This is a genomic window from Syntrophaceae bacterium, from assembly GCA_013177825.1.
Lineage (GTDB): Bacteria > Desulfobacterota > Syntrophia > Syntrophales > PHBD01 > PHBD01.
This window is the reverse complement of the sequence record JABLXX010000005.1, coordinates 393,287-409,570: the sequence shown is the minus strand read 5'-3', so window position 1 is coordinate 409,570 and position 16,284 is coordinate 393,287. Positions and strand designations below refer to the sequence as shown.

General features: G+C 63.1%; 13 protein-coding genes. 4 read left to right on the top strand and 9 right to left on the bottom strand.

The annotated features are described in order from the left end of the window. Nucleotides 1–2: 2 nt before the first annotated feature. Nucleotides 3–506, bottom strand: coding sequence for a zinc ribbon domain-containing protein (locus HPY65_12870; GenBank protein NPU85362.1), 504 nt, complete (start codon nt 504–506; stop codon nt 3–5). Nucleotides 507–858: 352 nt separating this feature from the next. Between HPY65_12870 and HPY65_12865 the strand changes: the two genes are divergently transcribed. The 3 genes from HPY65_12865 (at nt 859) to HPY65_12855 (ending at nt 3,359) form a co-directional block, all read left to right on the top strand. Further along, complete coding sequence (locus HPY65_12865) at nt 859–1,824, top strand: MBL fold metallo-hydrolase (GenBank protein ID NPU85361.1); 966 nt, start codon at nt 859–861, stop codon at nt 1,822–1,824. A gap of 108 nt (nt 1,825–1,932) precedes the next feature. Then, nucleotides 1,933–2,424: a hypothetical protein gene (locus HPY65_12860; GenBank protein NPU85360.1), complete on the top strand. Its 492-nt coding sequence runs from the start codon at nt 1,933–1,935 to the stop codon at nt 2,422–2,424. A 176-nt stretch (nt 2,425–2,600) separates the two neighbouring features. Continuing rightward, nucleotides 2,601–3,359 carry an SDR family oxidoreductase gene (locus HPY65_12855; protein NPU85359.1) on the top strand — a complete coding sequence of 253 codons (759 nt, stop codon included), beginning with the start codon at nt 2,601–2,603 and terminating at the stop codon, nt 3,357–3,359. A 182-nt stretch (nt 3,360–3,541) separates the two neighbouring features. Here HPY65_12855 and alaS read toward each other — a convergent pair whose 3' ends face one another. The 8 genes from alaS to HPY65_12815 all read right to left on the bottom strand — a co-directional run bounded on the left by alaS (nt 3,542) and on the right by HPY65_12815 (nt 13,898). Beyond that, on the bottom strand, nt 3,542–6,172 hold the full coding sequence (gene alaS / locus HPY65_12850; protein NPU85358.1) for an alanine--tRNA ligase: 2,631 nt from the start codon (nt 6,170–6,172) through the stop codon (nt 3,542–3,544). Next, a complete protein-coding gene (locus tag HPY65_12845; protein NPU85357.1) occupies nt 6,169–6,660 on the bottom strand; it encodes a hypothetical protein in 492 nt (163 codons plus the stop codon). The genes alaS and HPY65_12845 overlap by 4 nt, the downstream gene beginning before the upstream one ends. After that, on the bottom strand, nt 6,657–7,730 hold the full coding sequence (recA, locus tag HPY65_12840; GenBank protein ID NPU85356.1) for a recombinase RecA: 1,074 nt from the start codon (nt 7,728–7,730) through the stop codon (nt 6,657–6,659). Before recA ends, HPY65_12845 begins: the two co-directional genes overlap by 4 nt. 71 nt (nt 7,731–7,801) lie before the next feature. After that, on the bottom strand, nt 7,802–8,404 hold the full coding sequence (thpR, locus tag HPY65_12835) for an RNA 2',3'-cyclic phosphodiesterase (protein NPU85355.1): 603 nt from the start codon (nt 8,402–8,404) through the stop codon (nt 7,802–7,804). Continuing rightward, entirely contained in the window at nt 8,397–9,653 is a 1,257-nt protein-coding gene (locus HPY65_12830; protein ID NPU85354.1) for a competence/damage-inducible protein A, read from the bottom strand. The genes thpR and HPY65_12830 overlap by 8 nt, the downstream gene beginning before the upstream one ends. A 51-nt stretch (nt 9,654–9,704) precedes the next feature. Continuing rightward, nucleotides 9,705–10,151, bottom strand: coding sequence for a phosphatidylglycerophosphatase A (locus HPY65_12825; protein NPU85353.1), 447 nt, complete (start codon nt 10,149–10,151; stop codon nt 9,705–9,707). Between the two features lie 110 nt (nt 10,152–10,261). Further along, the gene (feoB, locus tag HPY65_12820) at nt 10,262–12,535 is read right to left on the bottom strand and encodes a ferrous iron transport protein B (protein NPU85352.1); all 2,274 of its coding nucleotides are present in this window, start codon (nt 12,533–12,535) and stop codon (nt 10,262–10,264) included. 109 nt (nt 12,536–12,644) lie between these two features. Continuing rightward, entirely contained in the window at nt 12,645–13,898 is a 1,254-nt protein-coding gene (locus HPY65_12815; protein NPU85351.1) for an MFS transporter, read from the bottom strand. 286 nt (nt 13,899–14,184) lie between these two features. Between HPY65_12815 and HPY65_12810 the strand changes: the two genes are divergently transcribed. Further along, nucleotides 14,185–16,173 carry a DEAD/DEAH box helicase gene (locus HPY65_12810; GenBank protein ID NPU85350.1) on the top strand — a complete coding sequence of 663 codons (1,989 nt, stop codon included), beginning with the start codon at nt 14,185–14,187 and terminating at the stop codon, nt 16,171–16,173. Nucleotides 16,174–16,284 lie beyond the last annotated feature (111 nt).

Below are 16,284 nucleotides of genomic sequence, written 5' to 3'. Positions count from 1 at the left end.
CGTTACAGGTCATAGAGGGTCTCATCCACCCGCGGCCGGGGTTTCTTTCCACCCTTCGTGCCGGTTCCTTTCCCATCCAGCAGAAACGGTTCCTCTGCCTCCAGGAGCGCGCCCATTTCCTCCTCGATCCGGTCCGGATCCTCGCCCCGCTCCAGCCTTCGCAGCGCTTCCTCCATGCCCGGCCCGAGGTTGAGCCCTGTGGCGTCGGTGAGCTTGCGCATCAGGGCGGCGGCCTGCCGGGGGTCGTCCTCGCTGATGCGGTCCGCCTCGCCGGCCAGCATGGCCATGGCCTTTTCCATCCGGTCCTCGTCGATGGGAGGCATGTCCGCCTCCGCTCCCGCAATCTCGTCCCGTTTTCCGGAAACCTTTGCAAAAACGGACATCTGGCGTTTCAGGCGAACCCGTTTGCAGTGCGGACAGAAGGGAACCTTGTCCGTGTTGGCCGTCCTGGAGTAAAAATTGAAGACGGTGTTGCACTTGCGGCAATAGAATTCATAAACCGGCATTTTTTCGTTCCGCTCCGAGTGTTTTTTTCGTGGCGTAATGTATCGGATTTCCCGGAAAGATCAAGTCTCCTTTTCCGGCGGAGACGCCGCCGGGCATGGGGAAGGGCCTTGATGCGGAAAGAAGCGCGGGGTTTCCTTCCGCATCCGCCGACTTGCACCTGCCCGTTTCCGTCTCGTCCTTCGTTTGGCACCCGGGACACGGGAATCCTCGTCATGGGGTGCATCGCGTTCTTGACAAGGAGCGGACGATGGGCGAGAAACGACGGTGCCTTTCCCCCGGCCGGGGAAAGATCGCACCCAGCCACAATTCCGGGGTCCGGGACCGGACCCGCACAAGGAGCCCGCTACGATCATGCAGGAAATCGCCGACCGCTTCTACCGCATCACGCTCCCCATGCCCTTTCGGCTGCAGCACGTCCACATCTACGCACTTCTTCACGAGGGACGGGTGACCCTGTTCGACACGGGGATGAATTCGCCCGAGGCTTTCGCCAAACTGGAGCGCTCCCTGAGCGACCTTGGCTGTTCGGTCCGGGACGTGGAACGCATCTTCATCAGCCACCATCATACCGATCACCTCGGCATGGCGGGGCGGATCCGCCGTGAATCGGGGGCGGAAATCCTCTTTTCCGAGGCCAGCCGGCTCTACATCCGGGAGAACGCGAACCAGGAGCGACTCGCCCTCGTTCTCCGGGATTTCTATGCCGTCCACGGCCTGCCGGAGAAGGCCCTCGCCATCATGTCGAAGCTCCTAGTACATTTCCGCAACTCCCAGGTACCTTTCGATCCCGAATCCTGCCCCGCCCTGCAGGAAAATCATGCAGTATACGGACGGCCGTTCCGCGTGTATCAGACGCCGGGGCATACCCGGGGACATGTGGTTTTCTTTTTCCCGGAGGAGGGCCTCCTGCTTTCGGGGGACCATGTCCTGCCGGACATTACCCCCAACCTGAGCCCCGACCTGTTCGACCGGGACTTTCGGGTCCTCCGGAGTTTTCTGGCCTCCCTCCGGGAGATCTCGACCCTGCCGGTCCAGCGGATCTGGCCGGCCCACGGAGAGCCCTTCAACGATCTGCAGAAGCGGGTGGCGGAGATCCTTCTCCACCATGAAGAGAGGAAGAGCCTCGTCCTGGCGTCGGTCCGGAAGGGACGCCGGCAGGCGGTGGCGGTCTCGGCGGATCTGTTCGGTCCGGACCTTCCGGACTTCGATCAGTTCCTGGCTCTCAACGAGACCTACGTGCATCTGGTGGAACTCGTGGACGAAGGGCTTGTTGCAGAGGACGAAGAAGGGGACCGGCTTTTCTATTTGGCGCGTTGAGTATGAACTTGTTGGCGGGAAGATCGAGCGGAGAGGGTCGGTAGGCGATGCTTGCATTCCGACGGAAAATCCCGTATTAACAAGGAAAATACTTGTATGGAGGTCGGGATGAAGGCACTGGTTACGTATTTCTCCATGAGTGGCAACACTGAAAAAGTGGCCCGGGCCATCTTCGAGGCCATCGACGCGGAAAAAGCGATCAAGTCCATCAAGGACACACAGAGTACCGAGGGATTCGATATCCTGTTCATCGGTTTCCCTGTCCATGCCCACAGCGTACCTGAGGCGGCGCAGCCGATCATTCGCAATCTCAAGGCAGGGCAGAAGGTGGCGTTCTTTTCCACCCACGGTTCGCTCCGGGGCGGCCAACTGGCCCGGCAGGCCTTCGAGGACGCCCTCGGGCTGGCGGTGAAGGCCACGGTCCTGGGACATTTCGGCTGCCGGGGGAAGGTGGACCCCCGGATCATCGAAATGCTGCTGAAGCAGCCGGAGCACAAGGCCTGGGGAGAGGAGGCAAGGGGCGCCGACAGCCATCCCGACGCGGCGGACCTGGCGGACGCAAAGGCATTCGCGCTCGACATGATGACCAAAGCGAGATAGGCTGGCCTTCAGCCGGGATCGGGCCGGCAAATTCAGGTTTGCATCAGGGGGTGGGGACGTTGGAGTCTCGATCCCCTTGTTTTTTGAAGGCTGGAGACCTGTCTCCCCGGAAACGGCCGCGTGGACCGGCCCGTATATGGTCGAAACCGGTGGGCAGAAACAGGAAGGAGGACTTCATGAGTTTGTTTTCACTGAACGGAAAGATTGCCTTAATCACCGGAGCAAGCCGGGGAATCGGGGAAGCCGTCGCCCTTTGCCTGGCGGAACACGGGGCTCATTGCGTCCTCGTGAGCAGAAAAATTGACGCCCTCAGGATCGTAGAAGATAAGATCAGGGCCGCCGGAGGCAAAGCGGATTCCATGGCCTGCCACATGGGTGACATCCGCCAGATCGGGGCGATGATGGATGGAATCCGGGAAAAGTACGGCTGCCTTCATATCCTGGTCAACAATGCCGCCACCAATCCCTACTTCGGGGAAATGACCGGCGTCGAGGAGTCGGCGTGGGACAAAACCCATGAGATCAATCTCAAAGGGCCTTTTTTCCTGATCCAGAAGGCGGTGCCGCTGATGGTTGCCTCCGGGGGAGGAGTCATCGTCAACGTCTCCTCCGTGAACGGCATCCGGCCGGCTGCGTTCCAGGGAATTTACTCCATTACAAAAGCGGCGCTGATCTCCATGACGAAAGCCTTCGCGAAAGAGCTGGCCGCGAAGAATATCCGCGTGAACGCACTGCTCCCCGGGCTGACGCAAACCAAATTTTCCAGTGCCCTCATCGACAACGAGGAAATCTACCGTATGGCGGTGCAGCAGATCCCCTTGGGCAGGGCCGCGCAGCCGAGTGAGATGGCCGGGGCGGTCCTTTATCTGGTTTCGGACGCCTCGTCCTTCACGACGGGGGCGTGTATCGTGTGCGATGGCGGGTATCTCGCCTGAAAATGAGCAAGGGGGACAGATTCAAATCTGCCCCCCTCCACAATATCCCTGTTGTCAGAGCTGTTTAGAAAAAGGTCCGGATGCGAGGCTCCCGAAGTCCCCAGCCAAGAGTCGTACCTTGGCGTGTATCGAGTGGCGAGGATGAGGGATAACGAAGCAGACCCGTGTTTTTCAACAGCCCGTTACAGCAACTCTTCGATCTTTTCCAAAGCCTGCCCGATGTTCTCCGGCTTCGGACCGCCGGCCTGGGCCATGTCGGGCCGCCCGCCGCCGCTGCCCCCCACGACGGGAGCCAGTTCCTTGATGATGTTTCCGGCGTGGTACTTTCCGGCCAGGTCCTTCGTCACCATGCATAGGAGCATCGCCTTGTCCCCGACGCGGCTGCCCAAGAGGACGATCCCCGATCCCATCTTGTCCCGGACCTTGTCCCCGAAATCGCGGAGGGTCTTCACATCCGGAGCCTCCACCTGCGCCGCCAGGACCCGGACCCCCTTGATCTCCCGGGCCCGGTCCATCAGGTCCGCCGAGTCCTTCGCCGCCAGCTTGCCCTTCAGGCCCTCGATCTCCTTTTCCAGGTCGCGCTGGTGCTTCAGGAGCTTCTCCACCCGGTCGGACACCTCGGTCTGCCCGGTCCTGAGGAGTTCCGCCGTCTTTTTGAGTTCATCTTCGATGGCCTTGACGTATTTTACCGCTTCCCGGCCCGCCATGGCCTCGATGCGCCGCACGCCCGCAGCCACGGAGGACTCGCCGACGACCTTCAGGAGACCGATGTCGCCCGTCCGGAGGACATGGGTGCCGCCGCAGAGTTCGGCGCTCCTGCCGCCCATCTGAACGACCCGCACCTGGTCGCCGTACTTCTCGTCGAAGACTGCCGCGGCCCCCGTCTTCATGGCCTCCTCCTTGGGGAGGACCGCCGTCACGACGGGATAATTGCCGCGGATGATGTCGTTGGCGATCGTCTCGATTCGCTGCATCTCGTCTTCTTCGATCCGTGAGAAGTGGGTGAAGTCGAAGCGGAGGCGCTCCGGATTCACCAGCGAGCCCGACTGCTTCACGTGGTCGCCCAGGACCGCCCGGAGGGCGGCGTTCAGGACGTGAGTCCCCGAGTGGTGGGCCTCCGTGGCCCGCCTAGTCTCCAGGTCCACCTTGAGCGTGACTTCGTCGCCTACCCGGATCCGGCCCTTCTTCAGCTTGCCGATGTGAGTGAGGACGTCCTCCACGGGCGTCTGGGTGTCCCAGACCTCGAAGAGGAAGCCCGGGCCTTCAATGACGCCCGTGTCTCCGATCTGTCCGCCCTTCTCGCCGTAGAAGGGAGTCTGGGCCACGAAGATCTCGCCGTTTTCCCCCTCCTCCAGGACATCGACCCTGTCGTCCTTCTTCAGAATGGCCGTCACGTAAGAGTCGGCCTCGGTGACCGCCTCCCAGCCGATGAAGTTCGTCGTGATCCCGTCGACGGCGAGGCGCTTGTAGACGTCCGCCACGGCCTGCTCGCCACTGCCCTTCCAGGATTCCCGGGCCTTCTCCCGCTGGGCCTCCATGGCCTGCTCGAAGCCCTCCGTGTCCAGGGTCAGGCCGTCCTTGCGGACGATGTCCGCCGTGAGGTCCACGGGGAAGCCGAACGTGTCGTAGAGCTTGAAGACCACGGCCCCTGGAACGACGGTCCCGCCGGTTTTTTTGAGGGCCGTCACCTCGTCGCCCAGGATCTTCAGGCCCGAGTCGAGGGTGTCGATGAAACGCTGCTCCTCGTTGATGATGACTTTCCGGATATAGGACTCTTTCGTGACCAGGTCGTCGTAGGGATCCTTCATGAGGTTCACGATGACCGGGACGATCTCGTTCAGGAAGGGCTTGTCCAGCCCAAGGAGCTTGCCGTGACGGGCGGCCCGGCGGAGGATGCGCCGGAGGACGTAGCCCCGGCCTTCGTTGCTGGGGAGGCATCCGTCGCCGATGAGAAAGGTCACGGCCCGGCTGTGGTCGGCGATGACCCGCAGGGAGACGTCGCTGTCGGGATTGCTGCCGTAGGGCCTGCCGCAGAGGTTCGCCACGAACTGGATGATCGGCTGGAAGAGGTCCGTGTCGTAGTTGTTCTGCAGTCCCTGGACAACCGCGGCGAGGCGCTCCAGGCCCATGCCGGTGTCGATGTTCGGTTTCGGCAGGGGGGTGTAGTTGCCGTCCTTGTCACGGTCAAACTGGGTGAAGACGTGGTTCCAGATCTCCAGATGGCGGTCGCAGTCGCATTCCACGCTGCACTCGGGACGGCCGCAGCCGACGGAGGGTCCCTGGTCGTAGAGGATCTCGGAACAGGGCCCGCAGGGCCCGGTTTCGCCCATCATCCAGAAATTGCTTTCCATCCCCATCCGGACGATCCGCTCCGCCGGAACGCCCATCTGCTTGTTCCAGATCTCGAAGGCCTCGTCGTCCTCCTGGTAGATGGTGATCCAGAGCTTGTCCTTCGGGAGTCCCATGACCCGGGTCAGGAAGTCCCAGCCCCAGAAGATGGACTCCTTCTTGAAATAATCGCCGAAGGAGAAATTCCCGAGCATCTCGAAGAACGTATGGTGGCGGGCCGTATAGCCCACGTTTTCCAGGTCGTTGTGCTTGCCCCCTGCCCGGACGGACTTCTGGGAGCTGGTCGCCCGCGTGTAGCCCCGATCCTCCAGACCCAGGAAGCAGTTTTTGAACTGGACCATTCCCGAGTTGGTGAACAGGAGCGTCGGGTCATCCTTGGGGATCAGGGATGAACTGGGTACGATGGTGTGCCCGTGCTCCTCGAAATATTTTAGAAATTTCGTCCGGATTTCGGCTGCCGTCATGGAATGTCTTCCTCCTCGTTCCCGATTTCTCTGATATTGTCGAAGACCGCCTCGGGGGGAAACCCCAGCCCCATCAGGCGGCGGACCATTTTCTGGCGTTCCTTCGTGCCGGCCGGAAGCGGCGTCCGGCCTATCTCCTTGCGCAGGATCTTTCGGACCGCTGCCGCTTCGGATATTTCCCGCCGGACCTCCTCCAGGGCATCCCGGACGGCGCCCCGCTCCAGCCCTCTTTCGGCAAGGCGTGCCTCGATCCGGCGGTTGCTCATCAGACGCTCCGCCGCCAGATTCCGGGCCCAGCGCCGGGCGACGGCTGCATCGTCCAGGTACCCGAGTTCATAAAGCCTTTTGACGACGCTGTCAACGGTTCCGTCGTCGAACTTCCCCGTTTTCAGGCGAGTCCGGATCTCCCGCTCGCTCCGGTCGCGGGCGGCGAGGGCGCGGAAGGCCTTCTGCAGGGCCTTCGCGTAGGACGGCTCTTCTTCGGTCATGTCCGGGGCGTTTTTTCCGGCTTTCCAGGGTGTTTCTCACTTTTTGCGGCGGAATCGGGCGCCTTCGCAGCGATCCCGATTCCGAATTTCTCCCGCACGAGGTCTTCGATTTCATGGAGCATGGCGGTATTTTCCTTCAGCATGTTCCGGGTGTTGTCACGACCCTGCCCCAGGCGCTCCCCCTTGTAGGAATACCAGGCACCGCTCTTCTCGACGATGCCGCTCTCCGCGGCCAGGTCGAGGATGTCGCCCTCCCTGGAGATGCCCACGCCGAAGAGGATGTCGAACTCGGTCTCCCGGAACGGCGGGGCCACCTTGTTTTTGACCACCTTCACTTTCGTTCGCATGCCGACGACGTCCTGTCCTTCCTTGATGGACGTAACCTTCCGGATGTCGAGCCGCTGGGAGGCGTAGAACTTCAGGGCGTTCCCTCCGGTCGTCGTCTCGGGGTTGCCGAAAAAGACGCCGATCTTCATCCGGAGCTGGTTGATGAAGATGACCGTGGTCTTCGACTTGCTGATGCTCCCCGTTAGTTTTCGCAGGGCCTGGGACATCAGGCGGGCCTGGAGACCCATCTGGGCGTCCCCCATGTCCCCTTCCAGTTCCGCCTTCGGGACGAGGGCCGCCACCGAGTCCACCACCAGGACATCCAGGGCGCCGCTGCGGACGAGGGTCTCGGCGATCTCCAGGGCCTGCTCTCCCGAGTCGGGCTGGGAGATGAGGAGGTCGTCGGTGTCCACGCCGATCTTCCGGGCGTAGGTGACGTCCAGGGCATGCTCGGCGTCGATGAAGGCGGCCAGTCCGCTCTGTTTCTGGGCCTCCGCGACAATGTGGAGAGCCAGGGTGGTCTTCCCGCCCGATTCGGGGCCGAAGATCTCGATGATCCGCCCCCTCGGGACGCCGCCGACGCCCAGCGCGATGTCCAGGCTCAGGGATCCCGTGGGGATGGCCGGCACGTCTGCCGGAGGCTCGCCGCCGCCGAGGCGCATGATTGCGCCCTTTCCGAACTGACGCTCGATCTGGCTGATGGCCAGGTCCACCGCTTTCTCCCGATTGAAGTCCGATGTCATCGTTTCCTCCCTGATAATAATTTGATTCGGCAACGTGCCGCGATTTTTTGCAATCCGTTTCCGGCAGGGGATCAGGAATCGTCCCGCCGGCGCTCCTTTCCGAAGGGATAGGATGCGAGCTTCGTGTAAACGGCGCCCTGGGGCAAAAGGTCGCTCTTGAACAGGCAGAGCTCCCGGGCGATGAACCCTCCCGCCGCCCAGTCGGCCGCTTCCTCCATTGCCTTTGCCAGGCCGATGAGTCCCCTGGGCGTCTTGATCCGTCCCAGGGTGAGATGCGGCCGGAACGGGCGGGCCTCCCGGGGGAATCCCTGTGCATCCAGGGCACCTTCGATGGATTTCTGCAGGACCGTGAGGTGATGGATGTCCCCCTCCATGCCCACCCAGAGGACCCGTGGCCGGTTCGAGTCGGGGAAGACGCCCATTTTCTGCACCTCGATGTGAATTGGAGACGTACCCAGGGCGAGGGGCTCCACCTCCCGGGAGATGCGCTCCACGTCAGCCGGTGCAATGTCCCCGAAGAATTTCAGGGTCAGGTGCATTCCCCGGGGACGCGCCCAGGAAATCACCCCCTGGATCTTGCGCTTCAGGCGCTCCTGGTGGGCGCCGATCTGCCGGAGAACCTCATCCGGCGGGTCGATGGCCAGAAACGCACGGATGTTCTTTTCCTCAGGCATCGTCCGGTTCTCCTTTCAGGTAGCGCAGCAGAAGGATCAGGGCCGTCTGGGCCGTCATGACCTTGTTCCGGCGACGGTTCCACCGGAAACCGAAGCGGCGGCAGAAGGTCTCCCGGCCGTCGGCCAAGGCGATGAAGACCGTCCCCACCGGTTTATCCTCCGTTCCTCCCGTGGGGCCGGCGATGCCCGTGGAGGCCAGCCCCAGGTCCGTTCCCGAAATCCGCCGTACCCCCTCTGCCATGAGGCGGGCGGTCTCCTCGCTCACCGCGCCGTGCCGCAGGAGGATGTCGTCCGGCACCCCCAGAAGATCCCTTTTGGCGGCGTTGCTGTAGGTTACGAGGCCGCGCTCGAAATAGACGGAACTGCCGGGGACATCGGTGAGGCGGTCGGCGATTAGCCCGCCCGTGCAGGATTCCGCCACGGCGAGGGTCTTTTTCTGCTCCGTCAGGAGAGCCCCTGCGACTCCTTCGAGGGTCTCGTCGTCCCGGGCGAAGATGTGCCGGGCAAGCCGGCTTTCGACGTCCCGCACCGCCGCTTCCAGGAGTTTGTCCGCTTCTTCCTTCCGTTCGTGCCGGACGGTCAGCGCGATGTGGTTCTCGGGAAAGTTTGGGTAGAAGCCGACATCGACCCCGCGAGCCGCAAAATCCAGGTCGGCCAGTGCCTGATCCACGGCCGCTTCCGAGAGACCGAAGGCCTTGAGGGTCCTGCTCCTGACAAATGGATCGCTGCCGGGAAAGGCTTTTGCGAGGAGAGGCAGGACTCCCTCCGGGAGCATCCGCTGGACCTCCGCGGGAACGCCCGGAATCACAGCGACAATCTTCCCGTCCGTCCGGACGGCGAATCCGGCGGCCGTCCCGGTCGGGTTCGGGATCACCTCCGCTCCGGCGGGGAAGACGGCCTGCTTCGCGTTGTTCTCCGTCCATCTCAGGCGGTATCTCTCGAAGATGCCCCGGACATGCGCCAGGACCGCCTCATCGGTGTACAGATCGAGACCGAAGGCCTGCGCCACGGCCGCCGTCGTGATGTCGTCGGCCGTGGGGCCGAGCCCGCCGGTGACGATCACGGCATCGGCCAGGGAAAGCACGTGCTTCAGGGCGCCGCCGATTGCGTCCGCCCGGTCTCCTACGCTCATCATGACCGGGACCTGCCAGCCCCGGGCCTTGGCGGTCCGGGCGATCAGGGCGGCGTTGGCGTCCCGGATCCGTCCGCCCGTCAGCTCGTTTCCAATGGTAAGTACGGCTATCTTCATGACCTTGATGATCCGGAACCGCCGGGTCGGGGCAATGGCGGGTGCAGGGAGTTACTGCCCGAACACACCGATCGCCAGGTGAAGGAGGATGTTTCCATAGATGCCCGCCGCCACGTCGTCCAGTACGACTCCGTATCCGCCGGGCGCCTTTCGCTGAAGGTAACCGGCGGGAAAGGGCTTCGTAATGTCAAGGAGGCGGAAGAGCAAAAACCCCGCTGCCAGGTGGGCCGGCGTGGGGGAAATGAAACTCATGGTCCACAGGAAACCGACGATTTCGTCGAGGACGATCTTCGGGGAATCCTTCTCCTGAAAGATCTTTTCCGCCCGTCCGGTGATCCAGAAAGCCCCCCAGGTGCATCCGAAAAGGACCGCCAGGAAAATCGGTGGGGACAGGGGAGAAAGGACCAGGAACAGGGGGATACCCAGCAAGGTCCCCGCCGTTCCGGGCGCAACCGGGAAATATCCCAGGCCGAGGCCCGCCGCCGTCGCCTTGATCAGTTTCTCGACCAGAAATCCGCCTTCAGGGGAAACAGGATGGGTCTGCACGTGATTAGCCTTTTTCCCGGGGTCTGTCAATGACGAGAATCGGCCGCGGCCTGTCTTCCGGATTAGAGGCCGAGCATCCGGGCCAGGTGAAAGGATGCGATCCCCGCGGCAATGGAAAGAACCAGCATGGCGGCAAACGATGCCGAGAACCACCGCCAACTGTCCATCTCCCGGCGCAGCACCGCCAAGGTAGCCGCGCAGGGAACGAAGAGCATCAGGACCACCAGGAAGGCCAGGGCGGAGGCCGGGGCGAGAACCTGCGGCAGGACGTTGACCAGCCCCGCGTCACCGACGCCGTAGAGGACGCCCAGGGTGGCGATGGCGTTCTCCTTGGCCACGATGCTCGTCAGGAGGGCGACGATCAGCTTCCAGTCGAGTCCCAGGGGGCCGCCCAAGGGCTCCAGCAGCCGCCCGATCCAGGCGAGGGCGCTCTCCTCCACGGTTGCACCCGGCCAGTGGGAGAGAATCCACACCGCCACGGAGACGGCCAGGATGATCGTCCCGGCCTTCCGGATGAAGGCGGCCATCCTGAACCACACGACGGCGAAGATCGTCCGCAGGTTCGGCTTGTGGTAGAGGGGCAGCTCCATGATGAAGGGCATCGGCTCCCCTTTGAGGAAAAACCGGCTGGCCGTCATGCCCACGATTCCCAGGAGGAGGATGTTGGCCGTGAGGACGGACCAGGCGACCAGGGCGGCCCGGGTTCCGAAGACGGCGGCGGAGACGAAGGTCAGGACCGCCAGACGCGCCGTGCAGGGGACGAAGGGGGAGAGGAACATGGTCAGGAGCCTCTCCTTCCGGGATTCGATGATCCGGGCCCCCATGACCGCGGGGACATTGCAGCCGAAGCCGAGGCACAGGGGAATGAAGCTCTTCCCGTGGAGGCCGATCAGGTGCATGAACCGGTCCATGACGAAGGCCGCCCGGGCCATGTATCCCACGTCCTCCAGGACGGCAAGGAACAGGAAGAAAATCAACAGGATCGGGACAAACGTCAGGACCGATCCCACTCCGCCGAAAACGCCCTCGACCAGGATACCCTTCAGCCAGGGGTGGGCGCCGCCCATCCAGGTCCCCAGCGATTGTGCCGCGGAGGAGAACAATTCCTCCAGAAGTTTTTGAAGAGGAAACCCGATCAGGTAGGTGGCGCCGAAAATCAGCCCGAAGGCTCCCAGCAGAATCGGAATGCCGAAGACCGGCCGGGTCAGGATGTGGTCGATGCGGTCCGTCAGGACGACCTCGCCCATGCGGAACCGGGAGATGGCCGCCCTGGTGACCTCTTCGATCCAGTCATAGCGTCCCCCGACGACGGCATGGAGGGCGTCTTCATGCTGGATCAGGAGCGTCTGGATCCGGCTCCGGATGTCGGTGGGGATCTCTGCCTCCACAAGGCGGGTGATCTCCGGGTCCCCCTCCATCAGCTTGATGGCCACCCACTGGGCATTGTACCCGCAGGTGTTTGCGGGGAGTGACTCGGGAAAGTGCTTGCTCACCAGATCAGCGATCTCCCGGTAGATGGCGCGATGGTCCCTGGAGACGCCAGGGATGCTGGGGTGGTAGGGGACCTCCCCTTTCTGCAGGGCGATCACCTTGGTTACCAGCTCCCGGACGCCGCGGTTCTTCACGGCCACCATGGGGACCACGGGGATACCCAGGGAGTCCTGGAGGGCCTTGGTATCGATGGAGATCCCCTGGTCCTCCGCCACATCCAGCATGTTCAGGGCGATGACGACGGGGGGGCCAAGAAGCAGGAGCTCCGTCAGCAGGTAAAGGCTCCGCTCGAGCGCCGCTGCATTGACCAGGAGAACGATCACGTCGGGGCTCTCGTGGATGATGAAATCCCGGGCGACCTTTTCCTCCTCGGAGCAGGCCGTGAGGCTGTACGTTCCGGGGAGGTCCACGATCCGCATCTCCACTTCCCCGGAGCGGTGGATTCCCTCTTTCTTTTCCACCGTTTTCCCCGGCCAGTTTCCCACGTGCTGGGACAGCCCGGTGAGGATGTTGAAGATGGTGGATTTGCCGATGTTGGGCTGGCCCGCCAGGGCGACGAGAAGCCGTCGGCTGTCCTCCTTTTCCGGGGGAGGCTCTTCGGGAGGCCCCGGAATGACATGGACCAGGATTTTGTCCGCCTCTCCCGTTCCCAGGGCGACCCGGCCGTCCCCGACCTGGACGATGATCGGTCCTCCTCCGCCGCGGCGGAAGACTTTCAGCCGCGTTGACTGTGCGATCCCCATGGAGGCAAGACGCGACACGAAGGCGTTCCCGCCGGTGAGAGCATGGACGTACGCTGCATCGCCTTCCTTGAGTGTCGAGAGAGGAACCCCTTCTTCCTTCATGCGTCAGGGCCTTTTCGGGAAAATCAGCGGTTCCGGGCGTCTTCGCCCGGAAGTCCGGGAAACCGTGCCAGAATCTTTCCCGGCAAATATATGCAGGGATTCCCGCGGGTCAAGGTTTTTCGGTTCTCAGACGGGATGGTTTCAGGGAAGCCACCAGGAGCGCCGCCGCCAGAAGGAGGATCAGGTCCATCCACCAGGCCGCCGTGTAGGACCCGAGGCGGTCGTAAATCATGCCGCTGATGATTGCCCCCACGCTGCCGCCGATGCCGGCGACAAAAAATGTCAACAGGCCGTAGGAGGCCCCGAGTACGAGGCTGCCAAAGCGATCCGCCAGGAGATACGGCATCAGGGGAGCGATGCACCCGTAGCCGAAGCCGAAGAGCAGGGCGTACAGGATCATGTGGTTCATCGTGGCGGCCATGAGAAGAACGGCCACGCCGGAGGCCATAAAGAGAAAGCCGAGGCATGCGGCATATTTTGCGTCCCGGAGCCGATCCGAAAGCCACCCGAAGAAAAAGCGTCCCCCGATGCTGGCCAACCCGATGTATCCCGGCAGGAGGGCCGCCTGCATCAGGTCGATATTGAGTTCCATGGCGAAGGCCGTCTGGTGTACAAAGGCCGAGATCTGGGCCACAAGGGCGAAGGTGAAGCACAGGCTGAGAACCCAGTACTGCGGGTCGCGGAGAACCTGAGTCATCGGAACGCCGGGCGCCGTTGAAGGCGGGGGTGTCCGTTCCGGATGCGAAGGGGGTGCCTCCCCGTCGGGATGCATGCCGTAGTCTTCCGGCCTCGTCTTTCCCATCAGGGTCTGCGCCGTGACGACGCCGAGCACGAGGACGAGGCCGCCGAGGATCCAGAATCCCCAGGGCCATCCCCAGTGCTTGACGGCATAACCGACCAGCGGGGCGAGGAGCATGCTGCCGATGCCGATACCGATGGAGGCGATGCCGATGGCGATGCCCCGCTTCCGCTGGAACCATTTGCCGACGGTGGAGCTGCCCACGACCGCCCCCAGGCAGGAGGTGCCGATCCCGCCGAGGAGTCCGTATGTAAGGTACAGATGCCAGGGCTCCCGGACGAATCCCGTCAGAAAGAGGGCCGCTGACAGGGTCACGGCTCCGAAGGTCATGACCCAGCGGGGGGCGACCCGGTCCAGGAGCCTGCCGGAGAAGATCCCGCCGATTCCGTAAACGATCATCGTGATGGACGGAGCGAGGGAGATGGCCGAACGGGACCAGGAAAGGTCGGTCGTGACGGGTTTGACGAAGATGGTGAAACAATAGGTTGTGCCGTGGTTGAGGCCCATCAGGACGAAGGCCCCGAAGACCACGTACCAGCCCCAGTAGATTGCAGTGCGTTTCATGGATATCCAATGCTTCTTTCCGGACCCTTGCGGAGACCTTCCGGCTCCACGGGGATCCCGGGTTTGTTTGCTCCGGGGTGTTCGACGGAATCGCCCCGGAGCAGCAACACTTAGGCGGAATCGGATTTCCTGTCAACCAAAGGTTGCCGCCATTCCTTTACGGCATGTCCCTTCTGTGCTAGGACCATCAACGGATAAACACTGGAGGAATATGCAGTCTTCCCTTTCCCGATCCAGGAGGCGCAGGGGGACCCGCCCCGGCGGTTCCCAACGAACGCCCCTTCGCATGAAGCCCGAAGCGGACCCGCTTCTCCGGAGCGTTTTTTCCCGCATCGGCCGGCCCCCGGAAGCCCCCTTCGTTCCCGATCCCTTCCAGCTGGAGGCGCTGGAGGCGGTACGGCAGTCCGACTGCCTCGTCACGGCGCCCACAGGATCCGGCAAGACCTGGATTGCCGAGGAGGCCATCGAGGACGTCTTTCGCCGCGGGGGCCGGGCCTGGTACGCCTCCCCCCTCAAGGCCCTGACGAATGCCAAGTGGGTGGAGTTCGGCCAGCGCTTCGGGGCCGATCATGTCGGGATCCTGACGGGAGACACGAAAGAAAACGCAGATGCGCCGATCATCGTCGGAACGACGGAGATCCTTCGGAATCAGCTTTATGACGCGATGCACCAGGGAAAGGATTTGCCCTGCGACCTGGTGATTCTCGACGAGGCCCACTACCTGGGGGACCCGGACCGGGGTGTCGTCTGGGAAGAGATCATGATCTACCTGCCGACGCGGATCAACCTCCTGCTCCTTTCCGCCACGATCGGCAATGCCGAGGAGATCGCCTCCTGGCTGGCTTCCCTGCGGGAAAAGCCCTGTCGGGTCGTCCGGGAGACGGGACGTCCCGTTCCCCTCCACCCCCTTTTTTTGCATCCCTCCGGCCGGGTCATGCCGTTTCTCGACCAGCGGCGCCTCTACGGGAAAGTGGCCGAGTTTGTCGGTGGCGGAAGCACTCCGGCGAGCCGCGGCCGTCCGCCCCATTTCGGCGACATCCTCCGGGTGCTCCGGGAGTACAAGCTCCTGCCGGCGATTTTCTTTCTCAAGTCCCGGTCCGAGTGCGACGGGGCCCTCAAGACCTGCCGGAGCGGCCCGGGCGTTCATGCCGGCGAGGCCTTCCGGGACGATCTGCAGGACCAGTTTGCCCGATTCCCCTATCTGGAGCAGCACCGCCAGCTTCACGACCTCCAGCGCTGGCGCGTGGCGGCCCACCACGGCGGTCAGCTGCCGGCCTGGAAATTCCTGGTCGAACGGATGATGAAGCAGGGCCACCTGGAGGCCATCTTCGCCACCTCTACGGTTGCCGCAGGCGTGAACTTCCCGGCCCGGACCATTGTCCTGTTCAACTCGGACATTTTCGACGGCCACTCCTTCAATCCCCTGACGGGAACGGCCTTCCACCAGATGACCGGCCGAGCGGGTCGCCGGGGGCAGGACAAGATCGGCTTCCTGGCCCTCGTCCCGGGGCGCTTCCTGGACGTCTCCCACATACGGCGGCTCCTCTTCCGGGAGCCCGAGCCCATCGAAAGCCGGATCCGCAACGACTTCTCCATGGTCCTGAACCTGCTTCTGTCCCAGACGCCGGAGGATGTGCGGGTCATCTTCGAGCGGTCCTTCGCCGCCTACCAGGCCGCCGCCAGAGGGAAAAAACCGGGACGGGGACTCTGGGAGGGCTTTCTCCGGCACCTTGATTTTCTGAAGGCGGAGGGATTCGTCGGAGAAGACGACCGGCTGACGGAGAACGGCCTTTGGGCCTCGAAGCTGCGGCTTGACCATCCGCTCCTGATCGCCGAGGGACTCCGGCGGGGTGCGTTTCCGGCGGAAGACGAGCAGCTCTTCGCCGCCGCCATCGCGCCTTTCGTCTACGACGGCGACCAGGATGTGAAGTTCGAGTCGAAGAAGATCCCGCGAAAATTCCGGGATGCCGTGGGTAAGGTCGCAGCGGTCCTCAAGCCTCTGCTGGACCGGATGAAGGCCGCCGGATTTCCCGTCCAGCCGCTCCGTCTCTGGCCGGCCCTCGTGGTGTACGACTGGGCACGCGGCTTTCCATGGGACGACATTGTCCGCCGGAGCGGGATCAACGACGGGGACCTGGCCATGCTGGTCCTCCGTACGGCGGACAACCTCCGGCAGATCATGTCGCTCCGCGAGAGCCACCCGGAAACGGCGGCGCTGGCGGCAAAGGGCCGGGAGGCGATCCTTCGGGAGCCCGTTGTGTTCGAGTGGGAGTAAGAAAAGAAAAGGAGTCATATTTACTTCTGGACCGCAAAAATCAATCCGACCCCTTTTGCGTGTGCTGTGCATCCGGTTTCCCCGTAAGACGGAGAGAATGACAAGATCGAT